This window comes from Gemella sp. GH3 (assembly GCF_013415425.1).
Classification (GTDB): domain Bacteria; phylum Bacillota; class Bacilli; order Staphylococcales; family Gemellaceae; genus Gemelliphila.
Genome location: NZ_JACBYC010000126.1, coordinates 1 through 463 on the forward strand (window position 1 = coordinate 1; position 463 = coordinate 463).

The 463-nt window shown below is 34.1% G+C and carries 1 protein-coding gene; it reads left to right on the plus strand.

Features of this window, described 5'->3' with window-relative positions:
* The first annotated feature begins 300 nt into the window (after positions 1–300).
* Positions 301–396 (plus strand): type I toxin-antitoxin system Fst family toxin, encoded by a 96-nt coding sequence (locus HZY83_RS05290; RefSeq protein WP_002441941.1) that lies wholly within the window; start codon positions 301–303, stop codon positions 394–396.
* Positions 397–463 lie beyond the last annotated feature (67 nt).

A 463-nucleotide genomic window follows, 5' to 3' on the forward strand; every position in this document is an offset into this window, starting at 1 on the left:
ATGAGTAAGACATTTTTCATTTATTTATACTTTATAAGCAGTATGATAAATAATACAAGTGACCAATACGCGCTTTCTAAAAATCATAATTCGACTTAATTATGTACGCTAATATGACTTTGATTATGTTTTATGGCCACTAAGTAGACTTAATAATAAAGGTAACTTGTTTTTTTATAGATAATACTTTTGACATAAGTTCACTTATCGGAAGTGGATATGCTTACGTGTTTACAGATGATATAATAATAGAGTCGCCTTAACTTCCGGCGGTATTTTCGACGGAAGGAGGTGCTTAATATGCTTATGATCTTCGTTCACATCATTGCACCAGTCATTAGTGGCTGTGCAGTTGCGTATTTTACTTACTGGCTTAGTAGTAAACGTAATAAATAGAAGGCGACGTTAAGCCGCATCAAAAATCCCCTCACTACCACAAATAGTGAGGGGAATGGTGCATATA

Excerpts from the sequence above, each read along its gene's own strand:
- HZY83_RS05290 (WP_002441941.1), top strand. The coding sequence starts at position 301 with ATGCTTATGATCTTCGTTCACATCATTGCACCAGTCATTAGTGGCTGT.